The sequence below is a fragment of the Nocardioides sp. REDSEA-S30_B4 genome (assembly GCF_001627265.1).
Taxonomy (GTDB): Bacteria; Actinomycetota; Actinomycetes; order Propionibacteriales; family Nocardioidaceae; genus Nocardioides.
Genome location: NZ_LUPI01000041.1, coordinates 1 through 17,343, shown reverse-complemented (window position 1 = coordinate 17,343; position 17,343 = coordinate 1). Strand labels below are relative to the sequence as shown.

The following is a 17,343-nucleotide window of genomic DNA, read 5'->3' as shown; positions in this document are numbered from 1 at the left end:
GACCTGAAGACGGGCGACCAGTCGCGCGACGGCCGCGACGTGCTCACCTCCGTCACCGGGACGCTCCCCGGCTCGGTCGTGGCCGACATCATCCCGTCGGCCTCCCGGCAGGGGACGTTCACGGTCACGTACCGGCTGACCGACGAGGACGAGCTGCGCGCGAAGGCCCGCGACACCTGGGAGCGCGGGATCGACGAGGCCGGCGTGCTGCGCCAGATGCAGGCGATCGTCACCCAGCCCGACCGCACGCCCGCCCTCACCCGGCTCGACCCGGAGGACCGCGACCAGGTGCAGCTGGTGTTCGTCACCACCGACCCACCGCGCGACGACGCCGAGACGATCCGCCGCTACCTCGACGGCTACGACCCCACTGCGGTCGGTCTCACCGGTGACCTGGAGGACGTCGAGGCCCTGGGCGACAGCGTCGGCATCTTCGTCGCCGACGCGGAGGAGCTGGCCTCGGGCGGCTACGACCTCGGCAGCCACGGCTCTCAGGTCATCGCCGTCGACGGGGAGGGGCGCGCCCCCGCCTTCTGGCGGCAGGACGTCTCCTCGGCCGACCTCGCCGCCGACATCGACCTTCTGCTCAGGAGCTGACCGTGGTCCTCGACGTGCTGTCCATCCCGAGCCCGGCCGAGGGCACGTGGTACCTCGGGCCCCTGCCGCTGCGCGGCTATGCGCTGTCCATCATCGCCGGCATCGTCGCCGCGATCTGGATCGCCGAACGCCGCTGGGTGGCCCGCGGCGGCGAGGCCGGTGAGATCCAGGACCTGGCCATCTGGGCGGTGCCGTTCGGCCTGGTCGGCGCCCGCGCCTACCACGTCGCCACCGACGCCGGCCGCTACTTCGGCGACGGTGGGAACCCGTGGGAGGCGCTCTACCTCTGGAAGGGCGGCCTCGGGGTCTGGGGCGGCATCGCCATGGGTGCGCTGGGGGTCTACCTCGGCGCCCGCGCCAAGGGCATCCGCATCGCACCTGTCCTCGACGCGATCGCGCCGGGGGTGCTGGTCGCGCAAGCGCTGGGACGCTGGGGCAACTGGTTCAACCAGGAGCTCTACGGCCGGCCCACCGACCTGCCGTGGGGCCTGGAGATCGACCCGCGCAACTGGCCGGGAGACCTCACCTTCCCCCTCGGGACCACCTTCCACCCCACCTTCCTCTACGAGTGCCTGTGGAACCTCGCGGCGTTCGCGCTGCTCATCTGGCTCGACCGGCGGTTCCGGCTCGGTCACGGACGGGTGATGGCGGCCTACGTCATGCTCTACACCGCCGGACGCGGCTGGATCGAGATGCTGCGCATCGACGACGTCGAGCTCGCCGACGTCGCGGGCCTGCGCTTCAACGTGTGGACCTCGATCGTGCTGTTCCTGGCCGCAGCGGCGTACGTCGTGTGGTCGGCGCGCCGCCACCCGGGCCGGGACGAGGCCGTCTACACCGACCGCCACGTCTCATCCCTCGTCCCGGACGCCGCCGGCGACTGAGGCCGCGAAACTCGGTGGTAATCTGACGGCTCCGCGCGTGGGCCAATGTCGTCCCCTGCACCCGAACGCTTGAGTTCACACCGATGTATGCCGGCGGGAGATCCGTCCGGCATGACGACGACGGGAGAACGCCCGGTGCCCTATCAGCACGCATTCCCGCCGCCCCAAGGGCTCTACGACCCCCGCCACGAGCACGATGCGTGTGGCGTGGCCTTCGTCGCGACCCTGACCGGCGTCGCCAGCCACGACATCGTGGCCAAGGCACTGACCGCTCTGCGCAACCTCGAGCACCGTGGTGCCGCGGGCGCGGAGCCGAACTCCGGCGACGGCGCCGGCATCCTCATGCAGGTGCCCGACGCCTTCCTGCGCGAGGTGACGGCCGAGCTCGGCATCGAGCTCCCGCCGCAGTACTCCTACGCCGTCGGCACCGCCTTCCTCCCGGGGGACGAGGAGCAGGTCGCCACGCAGGTGGCCCGCATCGAGGAGATCGCCGCCGAGGAGGGTCTCGCGGTCCTCGGGTGGCGCGACGTCCCCACCGACCCCTCGATCCTCGGCGCGACCGCGCTCGGCGTCATGCCGACCTTCCGCCAGCTCTTCGTCGCCGGCGCCACGCAGCGCGTGACCGGCATGCAGCTGGAGCGGATGGCCTTCTGCCTGCGCAAGCGCGCCGAGCGCGAGACCGACGTCTACTTCCCGTCGCTGTCCTCGCGGACCATGGCCTACAAGGGCATGCTCACCACCGACCAGCTCGACAACTTCTTCCCCGACCTGGTCGACGAGCGCGTCGCGTCCGCGCTGGCCGTCGTGCACTCGCGCTTCTCGACCAACACCTTCCCGAGCTGGCCGCTCTCCCACCCGTTCCGCTTCATCGCCCACAACGGTGAGATCAACACCGTCATGGGCAACCGCAACTGGATGCGGGCGCGCGAGGCGCTGCTGTCCTCCGACCTCATCCCCGGGGACCTCGAGCGGCTCTACCCGATCTGCACCCCCGGTGCGTCGGACTCCGCCTCCTTCGACGAGGTGCTCGAGCTGCTGCACATGGGCGGCCGCTCGCTGCCGCACTCGGTGCTGATGATGATCCCGGAGGCCTGGGAGAACCACACCGAGATGGACGACGCCCGTCGCTCCTTCTACGAGTTCCACGCCAGCCTCATGGAGCCGTGGGACGGGCCGGCCTGCGTCGTCTTCACCGACGGCGACCAGATCGGCGCGGTCCTCGACCGCAACGGCCTGCGCCCCTCGCGCTACTGGGTCACCGACGACGGCCTGGTCGTCCTGGCCTCCGAGGTCGGCGTGCTCGACCTCGACCCGGCCACCGTGGTCCGCAAGGGCCGCCTCCAGCCGGGCCGGATGTTCCTCGTCGACACCGAGCAGCACCGGATCGTCGAGGACGAGGAGATCAAGTCCCAGCTCGCGTCCGAGCACCCCTACGACGAGTGGCTGCACGCCGGCCTGGTGCACCTCGACGACATCACCGAGCGCGAGCACGTCGTGCACACCCACGCCTCGGTCACGCGTCGTCAGCAGGTCTTCGGCTACACCGAGGAGGAGCTGCGCGTCCTCCTCACGCCGATGGCCAACACCGGCGCGGAGCCCATCGGCTCGATGGGCACCGACACCCCGATCGCGGCGCTGTCGGACAAGCCGCGGCTGATCTTCGACTACTTCGCCCAGCTGTTCGCCCAGGTGACCAACCCGCCGCTGGACGCGATCCGCGAGGAGCTCGTCACCTCGCTCAACGGCACCATCGGTCCCGAGGCCAACCTCCTCGAGCCGACGCCGGCCTCGTGCCGGCAGGTGGTGCTGCCCTTCCCGGTCATCTCCAACGACGACCTGGCCAAGATCCGTCACATCAACCGTGACGGCGACATGCCCGGCTTCATCACCCACGTCTCGCGCGGCCTCTACGACGTCGAGGGCGGGGGAGCGGCGATGGCCGCGCGGATCGACGAGATCTGCGCCGAGGTCAGCGCCGCGATCGCCGACGGTGCGCGCATCATCGTGCTCTCGGACCGGCACTCCACCGCCGACCTGGCGCCGATCCCGTCGCTGCTGCTCACCGCAGCCGTGCACCACCACCTGGTGCGCGAGAAGACCCGCACCCAGGTCGGCCTGCTCATCGAGGCCGGCGACGTGCGCGAGGTCCACCACGTGGCCCTCCTGGTCGGCTACGGCGCTGCGGCGGTCAACCCCTACCTCGCGATGGAGTCCGTCGAGGACCTCGCGCGTGAGGGCTACTACGTCAAGGCCGACCCCGAGGTCGCGGTCAAGAACCTCGTCAAGGCGCTGGGCAAGGGCGTGCTCAAGGTGATGTCCAAGATGGGCGTCTCCACGGTGGCCTCCTACACCGGTGCGCAGATCTTCGAGGCCGTCGGGCTCTCGCAGACCCTGGTGGACCGCTACTTCACCGGCACGACGTCCAAGCTCGGCGGCATCGAGCTCGACGTGATCGCCGAGGAGGTCGCGATGCGGCACCGCACGGCGTACCCGCGCGGCGGCATCAGCCCGGCGCACCGCGAGCTCACCATCGGCGGCGAGTACCAGTGGCGTCGCGAGGGCGAGCCCCACCTGTTCGACCCCGAGACCGTCTTCCGTCTCCAGCACTCCACCCGTGCCGGGCGCTACGACGTGTTCAAGCAGTACACCTCGCGCGTCGACGAGCAGTCCGAGCGGCTGATGACCCTGCGCGGGCTGTTCAGGTTCAAGGACGCCGGCAGCACCGGTCGCCAGCCGATCCCGATCGAGGAGGTCGAGCCGGTCTCCGAGATCGTCAAGCGGTTCTCGACCGGTGCGATGTCCTACGGCTCGATCAGCCAGGAGGCGCACGAGACCCTCGCGATCGCGATGAACCGGCTGGGCGGCAAGTCCAACACCGGCGAGGGCGGCGAGGACCCCGAGCGTCTCTACGACCCGGAGCGCCGCAGCTCGATCAAGCAGGTCGCCAGCGGCCGCTTCGGCGTGACGTCGGAGTACCTCACCAACTCCGACGACATCCAGATCAAGATGGCCCAGGGCGCCAAGCCCGGCGAGGGCGGTCAGCTGCCCGGCCACAAGGTCTACCCGTGGGTGGCCAAGACCCGGCACTCCACGCCGGGCGTGGGCCTGATCAGCCCGCCGCCGCACCACGACATCTACTCGATCGAGGATCTCGCCCAGCTGATCCACGACCTGAAGAACGCCAACCCCAGCGCCCGCGTCCATGTGAAGCTGGTCTCCGAGGTCGGCGTCGGCACGGTCGCGACGGGTGTGTCCAAGGCGCACGCCGACGTGGTCCTCATCTCCGGCCACGACGGCGGCACCGGTGCCTCGCCGCTGACCTCGCTCAAGCACGCGGGCGGCCCCTGGGAGCTCGGCCTGGCCGAGACCCAGCAGACCCTGCTGCTCAACGGGCTGCGCGACCGGATCGTCGTGCAGACCGACGGCCAGCTCAAGACCGGTCGTGACGTGGTCGTCGCCGCGCTGCTCGGTGCCGAGGAGTACGGCTTCGCCACGGCCCCGCTCGTGGTCTCCGGCTGCATCATGATGCGGGTCTGCCACCTCGACACCTGCCCCGTGGGCGTCGCGACGCAGAACCCCGTCCTGCGCGAGCGCTACTCCGGCAAGGCCGAGTACGTCGTGAACTTCTTCGAGTACATCGCCGAGGAGGTGCGCGAGTACCTCGCCGAGCTCGGCTTCCGGACCCTGGACGAGGCCATCGGCCAGGTCGCCGCGCTCGACGTGCAGCCCGCGGTCGACCACTGGAAGGCCCACGGCCTGGACCTGAGCCCGATCCTGCACGTGCCGGACGGGTCGGCCTTCCCCGACCAGGACCTGCGCTGCACCAAGGAGCAGGACCACGCGCTGGAGGTCTCCCTCGACGTCACCGAGCTGGTGCCGCTGTGCCAGCCGGCGATCGAGAAGGGCGAGCCCGTGCGCGCCCAGCTCCCGATCCGCAACGTCAATCGCACCGTCGGCACGATCCTGGGTCACGAGGTGACCAAGAAGTACCGCGGTGAGGGCCTGCCCGAGGGCACCATCGACCTGACGTTCACCGGCTCGGCCGGTCAGTCGTTCGGTGCGTTCGTGCCCAAGGGCATCACCCTGCGCCTGGAGGGCGACAGCAACGACTACGTCGGCAAGGGGCTCTCGGGTGGCCGCATCGTGGTCCGGCCCGACCGGTCGGCGCCGTTCCGCTCCCACGAGCAGATCATCGCCGGCAACACGATCGCCTACGGCGCCACCTCGGGGAACATCTTCATCCGGGGCGGGGTCGGCGAGCGCTGCTGCGTGCGCAACTCCGGTGCCTGGGTCGTGACCGAGGGCGTGGGCGACCACGCCGCCGAGTACATGACCGGCGGCCGCCTGGTGGTGCTGGGCAAGACCGGTCGCAACTTCGCGGCCGGCATGTCCGGTGGCATCGCCTGGGTCCTGGACCTCAAAGACTTCCGCGTCAACAAGGAGCTCGTGGAGCTCGGCCCGGTCAAGGACCAGGCCGCCGTCGAGCTCGAGGGCCTGGTCCGCGCGCACCTGGAGGAGACCGGGTCCGAGGTCGCCGCGGAGCTGCTCGAGGACTGGGAGAGCTCGCTCACCCGCTTCACCGAGATCATGCCCCGCGACTTCCGGATCGTGCTGGAGGCCAAGGCGAAGGCCGAGGCCGACGGCCTGGACGAGAACGAGACCGCTCAGAAGATGATGGAGGCCCTCCATGGCTGATCCGAAGGGATTCCTGAAGGAGGGACGCCAGGTCGCGACCCGGCGTCCCGTCGACGAGCGGGTCAAGGACTGGGACGAGGTCTACCCCGACGGCATCGGCCGCGCGCTGCTGCCGATCATCACGCCGCAGGCGGGCCGCTGCATGGACTGCGGCATCCCGTTCTGCCACCAGGGCTGCCCGCTGGGCAACATCATCCCGGAGTGGAACGACCTGGTCTGGCGTGATGACTGGGAGGGCGCCATCGAGCGCCTGCACGCGACCAACAACTTCCCGGAGTTCACCGGTCGCCTGTGCCCGGCCCCCTGCGAGACCGCCTGCGTGCTGGGCATCAACCAGGACGCGGTGACCATCAAGAACGTCGAGGTCTCGATCATCGACAAGGCGTGGGAGTCCGGCTTCGTGCGGCCCCAGCCGCCGGAGTGGCTCTCGGGCAAGACCGTCGCCGTGGTGGGTTCGGGTCCCGCCGGCCTGGCTGCCGCCCAGCAGCTGACGCGGGCCGGTCACACGGTGGCCGTCTACGAGCGCGCCGACAAGATCGGTGGGCTGCTGCGCTACGGCATCCCCGAGTTCAAGATGGAGAAGAAGCACCTCGACCGGCGCCTGGACCAGATGCGCCGTGAGGGCACCGTCTTCCGGGCCGGCGTCGAGGTCGGCGGCGAGCTGACCGGCGACAAGCTGGTCGACCGCTACGACGCCGTCGTGCTCGCCATGGGCGCCACCGAGCCCCGGGACCTCCCGGCCACCGGTCGCGAGCTCGGCGGCATCCACCAGGCGATGGAGTTCCTGCCGCAGGCCAACCGCTCCTCGCTCGGTGAGACCGTCGAGGGCCAGATCATGGCCACCGACAAGGACGTCGTCATCATCGGTGGCGGTGACACCGGCGCCGACTGCCTCGGCACGTCGATCCGCCAGGGCGCGCGCTCGATCACGCAGCTGGAGATCATGCCGCGCCCGCCCGAGGCGCGTCCCTCGGGACAGCCGTGGCCGACGTACCCGATGACCTACCGCGTCTCCTCGGCGCACGAGGAGGGTGGCGAGCGCGTCTACAGCGTCTCGACCAAGGAGTTCCTCGGCGACGACGAGGGCAACGTCCGGGCGCTGAAGCTGGTCGAGGTCGAGTTCGTCGACGGCAAGCTGACCGAGGTCGAGGGCACCGAGCGCGAGATCCCGGCGCAGCTGGTGCTCTTCGCCATGGGCTTCCTCGGTCCGGAGAAGCCCGGCCTGGTCGAGCAGCTCGGGGTCGACCTCGACGAGCGTGGCAACGTGCAGCGGGGCTCGGACTACCAGTCCTCCAGGCCCGGCGTCTTCGTGGCCGGCGACGCCGGCCGCGGCCAGTCGCTGATCGTCTGGGCGATCGCCGAGGGCCGTGCGGCTGCGTCGTACGTCGACGCGTTCCTCACCGGCGACACCGCGCTGCCCGCGCCGGTGAAGCCGACCGACCGCCCGCTGGTGGTCTGAGCAGGTCCCTCGCCGAGCCGGCGCATCCTTGCGTGCAGCGCGCACGGAAAGATGCGCCGGCTCGGCCGCTCCCACCCTTTGATCGATCCAAGGTCCGCTAGGGTGGGACCGTGCGTAGAGCCAAGATCGTCTGCACGCTGGGGCCGGCAACGGCGTCGCCCCGGCGCATCCGAGAGCTCGTGTACGCCGGGATGGACGTCGCCCGGCTGAACATGAGCCACGGCAGCCACGAGGACCACGCGGAGTCCTACCGCCTGGTCCGCGAGGCCTCCGACGCCAGCGGCCACGGGGTCGGCATCTTCGCCGACCTCCAGGGCCCCAAGATCCGCCTGGAGACCTTCGCGGAGGGTTCGGCCCACCTGAGGCGCGGTCAGGAGTGGGTCATCACCACCCGCGACGTGCCCGGCGACGCCGAGGTCTGCGGCACCACCTACAAGGGCCTGCCCGGCGACGTCTCGGTCGGTGACCCGATCCTCATCGACGACGGCAAGATCCGCCTGCGGGTCCTCGAGGTCGGCGACACCGACGTGCGCTGCGAGGTGCTCGTCGGCGGTCGGGTCAGCAACAACAAGGGCATCAACCTGCCCGGCGTCGCCGTCTCCGTGCCGGCACTCTCGGCCAAGGACGAGGCGGACCTGCGCTTCGCGCTGTCGCTGAGCGTCGACTTCGTCGCGCTGTCCTTCGTGCGCGACGCCAAGGACGCCGAGGACGTGCGCCGCATCATGCGCGAGGTGGGCGTGCTGGTGCCCGTCATCGCCAAGATCGAGAAGCCCCAGGCCATCGACAACCTCGACGAGGTGATCGCCGCGTTCGACGGCTTCATGGTCGCGCGTGGCGACCTCGGCGTGGAGTGCCCGCTGGAGGAGGTGCCGTTCCTGCAGAAGCAGGTCATCCGCAAGGCGCGCCTCAACGCCAAGCCCGTCATCGTCGCCACCCAGATGCTGGAGTCGATGATCGGCAACCCGCAGCCGACGCGTGCCGAGGCCTCCGACGTCGCCAACGCGGTCCTCGACGGTGCGGACGCCGTGATGCTCTCGGGCGAGACGAGCGTGGGCGAGTACCCCGTCCACACGGTCGAGACGATGGCGCGCATCATCTCCGCCACCGAGCTGCACGCCCTCGAGAGCGCCCACGAGACCGGGCTGGACGCCATCGACTGGGACCCGCACACCAAGTCCGGCGTGATCGCCAAGGCGGCGGCCGAGGTCGCGGAGCGGGTGCACGCGAAGTACGTCGTCGCGTTCACCCAGTCCGGTGACTCCGCCCGCCGGATGTCGCGGCTGCGCGGCCCCGTGCCCCTGCTCGCCTTCACCCCCGAGGACAAGGTCCGCTCGCAGTTGTCGCTGTCGTGGGGGATCGAGACCTTCAAGACCACCGAGGTCGAGCACACCGACGAGATGGTGCGCCAGGTCGACGAGCAGCTGCTCCAGATCGGCCGGGTCCAGGAGGGCGACCTCGTGGTGATCATCGCCGGCGCCCCGCCGGGCATCCCCGGCTCCACCAACGCGCTGCGCATCCACAAGATGGGTGACGCCATCAATGGCGTCGCCCCGGCGTACCGGCGTCCCTGAACACGTGGAGCACGCACCTCGCCGCGTTGTCGGCGCTCGACGGCCCGCTCCGCTCGAAGGCCGCCTTCGCGCCTCCGCGTTGCGATGCGCGCACTCCACGCACTCAGGGACGCCGGACAACCGGCGCCCCTGAGCGGGGATCAGCGCTTGGGGCCCACCAGCTCGTCCAGGCGTGCGACCCCCGCGCGGCGGGACACGCTCACGCACCATCGACCGCTGCGGCGCCACGGGACGTCGACCAGGTCCAGCGCCCACGTGCACAGGCCGAGGATGTCCTCGGACCGGTTGGAGAACTGCCAGCGCGGGTATTCGTAGCGCTTCGGCTCGCCACCGACCCGACGGGTCGTCCAGTTGTGCGCGCGGCACCCGTCGGAGTGGAAGAGCCCGCGGAGGAAGGGGCCCGGGTGCCGCTCGACGATCTCCTGCTGCCACGGCTCGAGAGCGATGACCCGCTCGTGCTTGCGACCGGGGCCGTGCTGGGGGAACAGGCAGGTCCAGTGCTTCCAGTGCCCCTGGACGACGATCGTTCCTGGTCCGGAGACGTGGAACACCTTGCCCGTGGGGCGCACCTCGCGCAGCACCTGGCTGACGCCAGCGACGATGCCGGGAAGCCTGGCGTCGCAGGAGATGCGCAGGACGTCGTAGCGCGGGGCATGACTGATGCACCCGTCGCCCAGGTAGTAGCCCAGCAGGGCAGCGTAGGGACCCTCCGGGACGGAAGCCCCGGTGCAGCGCGGGCACTCATCGAGTGGACCGGTGGTCCTCCCGGTGACCCAGTCCCGAACCGTGCTGGCCGGCAGGGCCAGTTGACGGGCAACGGAGGACACGGTGTGTCCTGATCGCACGAGTGCGACCGCTTCGAGCCTGGTCGCCGCGGGATGCATCACCACAGCATCTCGGCGACCGCCGACACTCGGTGCCCCGAGTGGGACTCGAACCCACACTGTGCGGGTTTTGAATCCGCCTTCTCTGCCAATTGGAATATCGGGGCCTGACGCCTGCGAAGGCTACCCGAGTCTGCTGCGCCGGGCCGCCAGTGCCCTACCCTGTCGGGCGTGACCCAGCCTGCTGCACCGGCACCCCGCACCGTCGTCATCGCCGAGGACGAGGTGCTGATCCGCATGGACCTCGCCGAGATGCTGGGGGAGGAGGGCTACGACGTCGTCGGCCAGGCCGGCGACGGTGCCCGGGCCATCGAGCTGGCCGAGGAGCTGCGCCCCGACTTGGTCATCCTCGACGTCAAGATGCCGGTCCTCGACGGGATCTCGGCGGCGGAGTCGATCGCGGGGCAGCGGATCGCGCCGGTCATCGTGCTCACCGCCTTCTCCCAGCGCGAGCTGGTCGAGCGGGCCCGCGACGCCGGGGCGATGGCCTACCTGGTCAAGCCGTTCTCCAAGTCCGACCTGGTGCCGGCGATCGAGATGGCGGTGAGCAGGTTCGCCGAGCTCGCGGCCGTCGAGTCAGAGGTGGCCGACCTCAAGGAGCGCCTCGAGACCCGCAAGGTCGTCGACCGCGCCAAGGGCGTGCTGCAGGAGCAGCTGAGCCTCACCGAGCCCGAGGCGTTCCGGTGGATCCAGAAGACCGCGATGGACCTGCGTCTGTCGATGAAGCAGGTCGCCGAGGGCGTCATCTCGCACGGTCCCGGCATCGCCGGCCCGGCCGAGTAGGGGTTTCAGAACCCCTCTCGGCAGAGCCTCACGTAACGATCCGGGCACGAGCACGACCCGATCGCGGCGCCTTCCTCCGGACGCCCGCGGGAGCGGCTCGCTGCGTGTAGCGTTCGCTGGCGGTGGCCGAAACCTCGGGGACACGTGCCACCACTAGCGTCCCTGACGCAGTGCGACACAGACGTCGAGAGGCATGGAGGACCAAGAGCCCAATGAGACCCACGACCAGGTCGGGAGTGTCCGCCGTCTGGCGCATCGCGACCATGCTGCTGCTCGCACTGGGCTTGGCCACGCTGCTCGGCGGCGGACCCGCCGTCGCGGCGGAGGGCGACCCGTTCAAGATCGCCGGCAACGTCCAGAACGAGGGCGAGGCCATCGAGGGTGTCTCCATCACCGTCGACGGTCCCGGTGGGCCGCAGACGGTGGAGACCGGTCCCCGCGGCCAGTGGCAGGTCAGCGTCCCGGAGTCGGCGGAGTACACCGTCGTCCTCGACGTCGACACGCTCCCCGAGGGCATCACGCTGGACGACCCCGAGGACGACACGCCGGAGACCAAGGAGGTCACGCCGAACGTGCCGTTCGCACCGAAGGCGGTCAACTTCTTCATCGGCGAGGGTGATCGCGAGTCCAGCGCCTTCGCCACGCAGCTCGTCCAGCGCCTGGTCCAGGGCATCAACTTCGGCCTCATGCTGGGGCTCGCCTCGGTCGGCCTCTCGCTGGTCTTCGGCACCACCGGCATCTCCAACTTCGCCCACGGCGAGATGGTCACCTTCGGAGCCGTGATCGCCCTGTGGCTCGGCGGCACGGCCTTCATCGGTGCCTCGCTGTGGATCGCGCTGCCACTGGCGGTGCTGCTCAGCGGCCTGCTCGGGCTGGCGATGGACGCGGTGATCTGGCGTCCGCTGCGCCACCGCTCGGTCGGCGTCGTGCAGCTGATGATCGTGAGCATCGGCCTCTCGCTGGCGATCCGCTACATCTTCCAGTACTTCATCGGCGGCGGCACCGAGCAGCTCCCGGGCTCGACCCCGCAGAAGATCGACATCATCGGCCCGATCCGGATGACCAAGGTCGACATCGTCTCCATGGTCATCGCGATCATCGTGATCGTCGCCTTCGCCCTGTGGCTGACCTACTCCCGGCTCGGCAAGGCCACCCGTGCGATCTCCGACAACCCGGGGCTCGCCTCTGCCTCGGGCATCGACGTCGACTTCGTCGTCCGGGTCGTGTGGATCCTCGCCTCGGCGCTCGCCGGTCTCGCCGGCGTCCTCTACGCCTACTACCGGCCCGGCATCAAGTGGGACATGGGCACCCAGGTGCTGCTGCTGATGTTCGCGGCCGTGACGCTCGGTGGTCTCGGCACCGCCTTCGGCGCCCTGATCGGTGCGCTGATCATCGGCATCATCGTCGAGACCTCGAGCCTGTTCATCCCGGCCGACCTGCGGTTCGCATCCGCCCTGGCCATCCTCATCATCATCCTGCTGGTCCGGCCCCAGGGCATCCTCGGTCGGCGCGAGAGAATCGGATAGGAGCCCGCCATGGACTGGGGTCAGATCTTCAACCAATCGGCTTCGTCGATCATCTCGACGACGACGATCGCCTACGCCCTCGCAGCACTCGGTCTGGGTGTCCACTTCGGACAGGCCGGCCTGCTCAACATGGGTGTCGCCGGCTTCATGGCCGTCGGTGCCTACGGCTACGCGATCTCCATCCTCACCTTCGGCTTCCCGTGGTGGCTGGCCGCGATCGTCGCGCTGCTCGCCGCGGTCGTCTTCGCGATGATCCTCGGCGTCCCGACGCTGCGACTGCGCGGTGACTACCTCGCGATCGTCACGATCGCCGCGGCCGAGGTGCTGCGCCTGCTGCTGCTCACCGTGGCCTTCGAGGAGGTCACCGGCTCCGCCGACGGCCTGTACGGCTACTCCGGTGACTTCCAGGCCGCGAACCCGATCCCCGACGGGGAGTACGGCTTCGGCCCGTGGCAGTTCAACCAGAACGAGCTGTGGCCGATCGTCATCGGCATCGTCCTGCTGGCGCTCGCCGTCCTGCTGGTCTGGGCCATGATGCGCAGCCCGTGGGGCCGTGTCCTGCGCGGCATCCGCGAGGACGAGGACGCGGTGCGCGCCCTGGGCAAGAACGTCTTCGCCTACAAGATGCAGGCCCTGATCATCGGTGGCGTGATCATCGCCGCCGGCGGCATCGTCTACACCCTGGGCTCCAACGCCAGCCCCGGCGTCTACGTGACCTCGCTGACCTTCTTCGTCTACACGATCGTGCTGCTCGGCGGTGCGGCGACGGTGTTCGGTCCGGTGCTCGGCGCAGTGATCTTCTGGGTGCTGCAGTTCTTCCTCAGCAACCTGATGCCGGCCCTCGTCGACGCCGGCGTGCTGCCCTTCATGACCGCCAACCAGGCAGGAATGGTGAGGTTCATCCTCGTCGGCGTGGGCCTGATGCTGCTGGTGATCTTCATGCCCCAGGGCATCCTGGGCAACAAGAAGGAGATGACCTTTGTCAAGTGACGCCTCGTCCCAGTCCGGACCGCCGACGCTGGTCCCGCGGGAGAAGACGACCGGCCTCCACGTCGGTGAGGCCACCCCTGGCTGCAAGAAGGTCGACCCGATCATCGTCGCCGACAACGTGCGCCGCTCCTTCGGCGGCGTGCACGCCGTCGACGTGGACCACGTGGAGATCCCTCGGGGCGCGATCACCGCGCTCATCGGTCCCAACGGTGCCGGCAAGACGACCTTCTTCAACCTGCTGACCGGCTTCGACACCCCCGACGAGGGCAAGTGGTCGTTCAACGACCGCTCCCTGGCGGGCGTGCCGGCCTTCAAGGTCGCCCGCCGTGGCCTGGTGCGCACCTTCCAGCTCACCAAGGCGCTGGGCCTGCTCACCGTCCTGGAGAACATGAAGCTCGGGGCCACCGAGCAGCGTGGTGAGCGGTTCTTCACCAGCCTCTTCCCCGCGGCCTGGCGCAGCCAGGACAAGGAGATCGAGGAGCGCGCGCGTGAGCTGCTGGTGCGGTTCAAGCTCGATGCCAAGGTCGACGACTACGCCGCGAGCCTCTCCGGTGGTCAGCGCAAGCTCCTCGAGATGGCCCGTGCGCTGATGTCGAACCCCACCCTGGTCATGCTCGACGAGCCGATGGCCGGTGTGAACCCGGCCCTGACGCAGTCGCTGCTCGACCACATCCTCGACCTGAAGGAGCAGGGGATGACCGTGCTCTTCGTCGAGCACGACATGCACATGGTCCGCCACATCGCCGACTGGGTCGTCGTGATGGCCGAGGGCAAGATCGTCGCCGAGGGCGACCCGAGCACGGTCATGTCCGACCCCGCCGTCATCGACGCCTACCTCGGTGCCCACCAGGACGTCGACCTCGGTGTCGTGACTGGCCGCGTGGCCGGCGACGGCGCCGACGCCGACGCCTCGCGGCACATGATCGAGGAGGAGTCCAACGACGAGCTGGAGCGCGAGGAGAAGAAGCGATGAGTGCCGCCGCCACCGAGACCCGGACGCCGGTCGTCTTCGTCGACGACGTCCACGCGGGCTACCTGCCCGGTGTCAACATCCTCAACGGGTGCTCCCTGACCGCCCACCAGGGCGAGCTGATCGGCATCATCGGCCCCAACGGCGCCGGCAAGTCGACGCTGCTGAAGGCGATCTTCGGGATGGTCCAGGTCCGCGAGGGCACGATCTCCCTCGACGGCCAGGACATCACCGGCCTCAAGGCCAACAAGCTGGTCGCCAAAGGTGTGGGGTTCATCCCGCAGACCAACAACGTGTTCCCCTCGCTCACCATCGAGGAGAACCTGCAGATGGGGCTCTACCAGAACCCCAAGGTCTACTCCGAGCGCCTGGAGTTCGTCACCGGCATCTTTGCCGAGCTCGGCAAGCGGCTCAAGCAGCGTGCCGGCTCGTTGTCGGGCGGTGAGCGCCAGATGGTGGCCATGGGCCGCGCGCTGATGATGGACCCCAAGGTCCTGCTGCTCGACGAGCCGTCCGCGGGTCTCTCGCCGGTGCGCCAGGACGAGGCGTTCATCCGCGTCTCCGACATCAACAAGGCCGGCGTCACCTGCATCATGGTCGAGCAGAACGCCCGCCGCTGCCTGCAGATCTGCGACCGTGGCTACGTCCTGGACCTCGGCACGGACGCCCACACCGGCACCGGCCGTGACCTCCTCGACGACCCCAAGGTCACCGAGCTGTACCTCGGCACGCTGGGCAAGTAGCACCCGGCCGCCCTCGGGCGGTCCTTCGTCGTACGACGCCGCAGAGGGCTTCGGGAACCGCACAGGTTCCCGAGGCCCTCTGCTGTGCGTGGCCCTCTGCTGTGCGTGGCCCTCCGCTGTGCGTGGGGCCCTCTGGCGTGCTGGAGGACCGGGACGGTGCGGGTCAGGGCCCTGGAGTCGCTCCCAGGGTGGTGTCCTGTGCTCCAGCGTGCTCCTGTGCTGCTGCGGTCGTGCCCTCGGGCGCTGGTCGAGGGTGCGGCGCGCGGAGGCGCACGACCGGGGCCCTGGCGTCAGGGTCCGGACATGCAACAGGGCCCGGGTTCCTCGAAGGAACCCGGGCCCTGTGCTGTCAGGTCAGCGACCCCTGGTCAGCCCGTGTAGGCGGCGTAGGTGTTGTCGTCGCCGTACTGGTAGATGCCGATCGTGGCGTCCTGCGGGTCGCCCACCTCGTCGAAGGTGATCGGACCGGAGATGCCGTCGTAGTCGGCCGTGCCACCGTTCTGGATGATCTCGGCGCAGTCGGCGAAGGTGGTGCACTTCTCGCCCTCACCGGTGCCACCGGAGACCTCCTGTAGCTTGCCGGCGATGTCCGCGGGGTCCGAGGAACCAGCGGCCAGGGCGGCCAGCGCGATCAGGTTGACCGCGTCGAAGGACTCAGCGGCGTAGCTGAACTCGTCGAGGCCCTTCGGGAACTGGCCCGACTCCTTGGCGTAGGCGTTCAGGTCGTCGGTGAAGGCCTTCAGCGAGTCGATCGACAGACCGGGCAGGGTGCCCTTGGCGCCGGTCAGCGAGCCCTTCGGGAACTGCTTGCCGAAGTTCGACAGGTTGCCGTCCACGAAGTAGAGGTTCTCGGACGGGAACTCCCCGAAGAGGCTCGGCAGGATGGTGGCGACCTCCTCGAAGGTGATCAGGGCGATGGCGTCCGGGTTGGCCGCCAGCACCGCGCTCACCTGCGAGTCGAAGGAGGTGTCACCGGTGTTGTAGGTCTCCATGGCCACGACCTCGCCGCCGGCGCCCTCGAAGGCCTCGGTGACGTACTTGGCCAGGCCGGTGCCGTAGGAGTCGTTGAGCACGATCATGCCCAGCGTCGCGGCGCCGTCGGCGGCGATCAGGTTGCCGAGCACGTCCCCCTGCAGCACGTCGGAGGGGGCGGTGCGCCAGTAGAGGCCGTCGTCCTCGTAGGTGGTGAAGGCGTCGGAGGTGTTGGCCGGCGAGAACTGGATGACGCCGGCGTCCACGACCTGGTCGATGAACTGCAGCGAGGTGCCGGACGAGGCCGCACCGATGATGGCCGAGACGTCCTCGCCGAGCAGGCGCGGGATCTCGGACTCGTAGGCCTTGTTGTCGGTGTCGCCGGAGTCGCCGTAGACGATCTCCAGGTTCAGACCGGTGTCGGCCTCCTCGATGAGCGACGCGGCGTAGCCGACGCCCGCCTCCTCCGGGGGGCCGAGGAACGCGAGGTTGCCCGTCTGGGGCAGCGCGGTCCCGATCTTGAGGTCGATGTTCGACGTGGTCGGGGTGTCGTCCCCGGCGTCGGTGTCGGTGTCGCTGCTGCTGTCCTCGCTACCGCACGCAGCCAGCACCAGCATCGTCGCCGAGGCGACGGCGGCGAGGCGCATCGTGTGGGTCATCCGCTTCATGGGGTCTCCGGATCTGTCGCTTCTGTCTCCCTGCCCGGAAGGCGGGCATTGGAGGCACCATAGTGAAGTGAGGGTCCCCGCGGGGGTCCTTGTCGGACCGAGGCACGGATGTGCCCGAAACGTAACAATTCGGCAGCGGAGCCCCCTGATGCCTCAGGGGGTGTGTGTGCCAGGTGCCGCCGGTCCTCAGCGCAGCGCGGCGACCAGCGAGACGAGGGCCGGTGCGACGACCAGTGCGGGCAGCAGGTCGGCCACCGCGATCTCGCGCAGGCGCAGCAGGCGCATGGCCACGCCGACCAGGAGGACGCCGCCGGTGGCGGTGACGGCCGCGAGGTGCGCCTCGGGGAGGACGTCGCCGAGGACGACCCCCAGCACCGTGAGGGTGCCCTGGACCGTCAGGACGGTCACGACGCTCGCAGCGACGCCCCAGCCGAAGGCCGCGGCGAAGGCGATCGCGGCGAAGCCGTCGAGGGCCGACTTCAGCAGCAGCTGGTCGGCCCCGTTGCCGAGCCCGTCGTTGAGCGCACCCAGGATGGTGAGCGGACCGGTGCAGAAGACCAACGAGGCGATGACGAAGCCCTCGACGAACCGTGCCCGGTCC

13 protein-coding genes and 1 tRNA gene are annotated in these 17,343 nt (G+C 69.7%); 10 read left to right on the top strand and 4 right to left on the bottom strand.

The genetic code is table 11. From position 1 onward, the window contains the following. The 5 genes from A6R01_RS09745 to pyk all read left to right on the top strand — a co-directional run. On the top strand, positions 1–597 hold a 597-nt coding region (locus A6R01_RS09745), incomplete at its 5' end, for an SCO family protein (protein ID WP_292605316.1). Between the two features lie 2 nt (positions 598–599). Next, entirely contained in the window at positions 600–1,481 is an 882-nt protein-coding gene (gene lgt / locus A6R01_RS09740; RefSeq protein ID WP_292605315.1) for a prolipoprotein diacylglyceryl transferase, read from the top strand. 111 nt (positions 1,482–1,592) lie between these two features. Continuing rightward, positions 1,593–6,176, top strand: a complete 4,584-nt coding sequence (gltB, locus tag A6R01_RS09735; RefSeq protein ID WP_292605314.1) for a glutamate synthase large subunit — start codon at positions 1,593–1,595, stop codon at positions 6,174–6,176. Further along, positions 6,169–7,635, top strand: coding sequence for a glutamate synthase subunit beta (locus tag A6R01_RS09730; protein WP_292605312.1), 1,467 nt, complete (start codon positions 6,169–6,171; stop codon positions 7,633–7,635). The genes gltB and A6R01_RS09730 overlap by 8 nt, the downstream gene beginning before the upstream one ends. Positions 7,636–7,745: 110 nt before the next feature. Then, the gene (gene pyk / locus A6R01_RS09725; protein ID WP_292605310.1) at positions 7,746–9,206 is read left to right on the top strand and encodes a pyruvate kinase; all 1,461 of its coding nucleotides are present in this window, start codon (positions 7,746–7,748) and stop codon (positions 9,204–9,206) included. A 140-nt stretch (positions 9,207–9,346) separates the two neighbouring features. Here the strand turns inward: pyk and A6R01_RS09720 are convergent, their stop codons facing one another. After that, entirely contained in the window at positions 9,347–10,090 is a 744-nt protein-coding gene (locus A6R01_RS09720; RefSeq protein ID WP_366925103.1) for a helix-turn-helix domain-containing protein, read from the bottom strand. A 33-nt stretch (positions 10,091–10,123) separates the two neighbouring features. Beyond that, positions 10,124–10,197: transfer RNA gene (locus A6R01_RS09715), tRNA-Leu, on the bottom strand. Positions 10,198–10,261: 64 nt separating this feature from the next. Here A6R01_RS09715 and A6R01_RS09710 point away from each other — a divergent pair. The 5 genes from A6R01_RS09710 (at position 10,262) to A6R01_RS09690 (ending at position 15,102) form a co-directional block, all read left to right on the top strand. Next, positions 10,262–10,873, top strand: a complete 612-nt coding sequence (locus A6R01_RS09710; protein WP_292605306.1) for a response regulator — start codon at positions 10,262–10,264, stop codon at positions 10,871–10,873. Between the two features lie 236 nt (positions 10,874–11,109). Beyond that, positions 11,110–12,399, top strand: a complete 1,290-nt coding sequence (locus A6R01_RS09705) for a branched-chain amino acid ABC transporter permease (protein ID WP_292605304.1) — start codon at positions 11,110–11,112, stop codon at positions 12,397–12,399. A gap of 9 nt (positions 12,400–12,408) precedes the next feature. After that, on the top strand, positions 12,409–13,389 hold the full coding sequence (locus A6R01_RS09700; protein WP_292605302.1) for a branched-chain amino acid ABC transporter permease: 981 nt from the start codon (positions 12,409–12,411) through the stop codon (positions 13,387–13,389). Further along, on the top strand, positions 13,379–14,362 hold the full coding sequence (locus A6R01_RS09695; RefSeq protein WP_292605300.1) for an ABC transporter ATP-binding protein: 984 nt from the start codon (positions 13,379–13,381) through the stop codon (positions 14,360–14,362). The genes A6R01_RS09700 and A6R01_RS09695 overlap by 11 nt, the downstream gene beginning before the upstream one ends. Continuing rightward, positions 14,359–15,102, top strand: a complete 744-nt coding sequence (locus A6R01_RS09690) for an ABC transporter ATP-binding protein (RefSeq protein ID WP_292605298.1) — start codon at positions 14,359–14,361, stop codon at positions 15,100–15,102. The genes A6R01_RS09695 and A6R01_RS09690 overlap by 4 nt, the downstream gene beginning before the upstream one ends. A 368-nt stretch (positions 15,103–15,470) precedes the next feature. Here the strand turns inward: A6R01_RS09690 and A6R01_RS09685 are convergent, their stop codons facing one another. Beyond that, complete coding sequence (locus A6R01_RS09685; protein WP_292605296.1) at positions 15,471–16,742, bottom strand: ABC transporter substrate-binding protein; 1,272 nt, start codon at positions 16,740–16,742, stop codon at positions 15,471–15,473. A gap of 186 nt (positions 16,743–16,928) precedes the next feature. Then, a partial coding sequence (locus tag A6R01_RS09680; protein ID WP_292605294.1) for a DUF554 family protein occupies positions 16,929–17,343 on the bottom strand: 415 nt, incomplete at its 5' end.

Bases quoted from the DNA above. Each gene is read 5' to 3' on its own strand.
- A6R01_RS09690 (WP_292605298.1), top strand. From the start codon at position 14,359: ATGAGTGCCGCCGCCACCGAGACCCGGACGCCGGTCGTCTTCGTCGAC.
- A6R01_RS09700 (WP_292605302.1), top strand. From the start codon at position 12,409: ATGGACTGGGGTCAGATCTTCAACCAATCGGCTTCGTCGATCATCTCG.
- gltB (WP_292605314.1), top strand. From the start codon at position 1,593: ATGACGACGACGGGAGAACGCCCGGTGCCCTATCAGCACGCATTCCCG.
- A6R01_RS09720 (WP_366925103.1), bottom strand. From the start codon at position 10,090: ATGCATCCCGCGGCGACCAGGCTCGAAGCGGTCGCACTCGTGCGATCA.
- A6R01_RS09730 (WP_292605312.1), top strand. From the start codon at position 6,169: ATGGCTGATCCGAAGGGATTCCTGAAGGAGGGACGCCAGGTCGCGACC.
- A6R01_RS09685 (WP_292605296.1), bottom strand. From the start codon at position 16,742: ATGAAGCGGATGACCCACACGATGCGCCTCGCCGCCGTCGCCTCGGCG.